This window comes from uncultured Aquimarina sp. (genome assembly GCF_947492115.1).
In the GTDB taxonomy this organism is placed as follows: domain Bacteria; phylum Bacteroidota; class Bacteroidia; order Flavobacteriales; family Flavobacteriaceae; genus Aquimarina.
In genome coordinates, this window is sequence record NZ_CANLMM010000039.1 from 1 (window position 1) to 741 (window position 741).

At 39.7% G+C, this 741-nt stretch carries 1 pseudogene; it reads right to left on the reverse strand.

The annotated features are described in order from the left end of the window. Positions 1 to 741, reverse strand: a pseudogene (locus tag Q1A73_RS24420) (hypothetical protein); the annotation flags it as partial.

Genomic DNA, 741 nt, shown 5'->3' on the forward strand with positions numbered 1-741 from the left:
TCGATACATAGATCAGCTGGAGCTGTAAAGGATACTGTTGGCAGATCGAACACTTCTACAGTATCAGAAGCAGTATCAGTACATCCATTTGCATTGGTAAAACTATAGGTAATATTTTGATTTCCTGTACCTGCAATAGTAGGATTAAAGGAATAAGTAGTTCCATTGCCATCATCAGTTACTCCATTTCCAGAATACGTTCCTCCACTCGGAGTACCACCACCTAATCCTGTTTGTATTCCAGCATCGATACATAGATCAGCTGGAGCTGTAAAGGATACTGTTGGCAGATCGAACACTTCTACAGTATCAGAAGCAGTATCAGTACATCCATTTGCATTGGTAAAGCTATAGGTAATATTTTGATTTCCTATACCTGCAGTAGTAGGATTAAAGGAATAAGTAGTTCCATTGCCATCATCAGTTACTCCATTTCCAGAATATGTTCCTCCGCTAGGAGTTCCACCACCTAATCCTGTTTGTATTCCAGCATCTACACATAGATCAGCAGGAGCTGTAAAGGATACTGTTGGCAGATCGAACACTTCTACAGTATCAGAAGCAGTATCAGTACATCCATTTGCATTGGTAAAGCTATAGGTAATATTTTGATTTCCTGTTCCTACAGTAATAGGATTAAAGGAATAAGTAGTTCCATTGCCATCATCAGTTACTCCATTTCCAGAATATGTTCCTCCACTCGGAGTTCCACCACCTAATCCTGTTTGTATTCCAGCATCT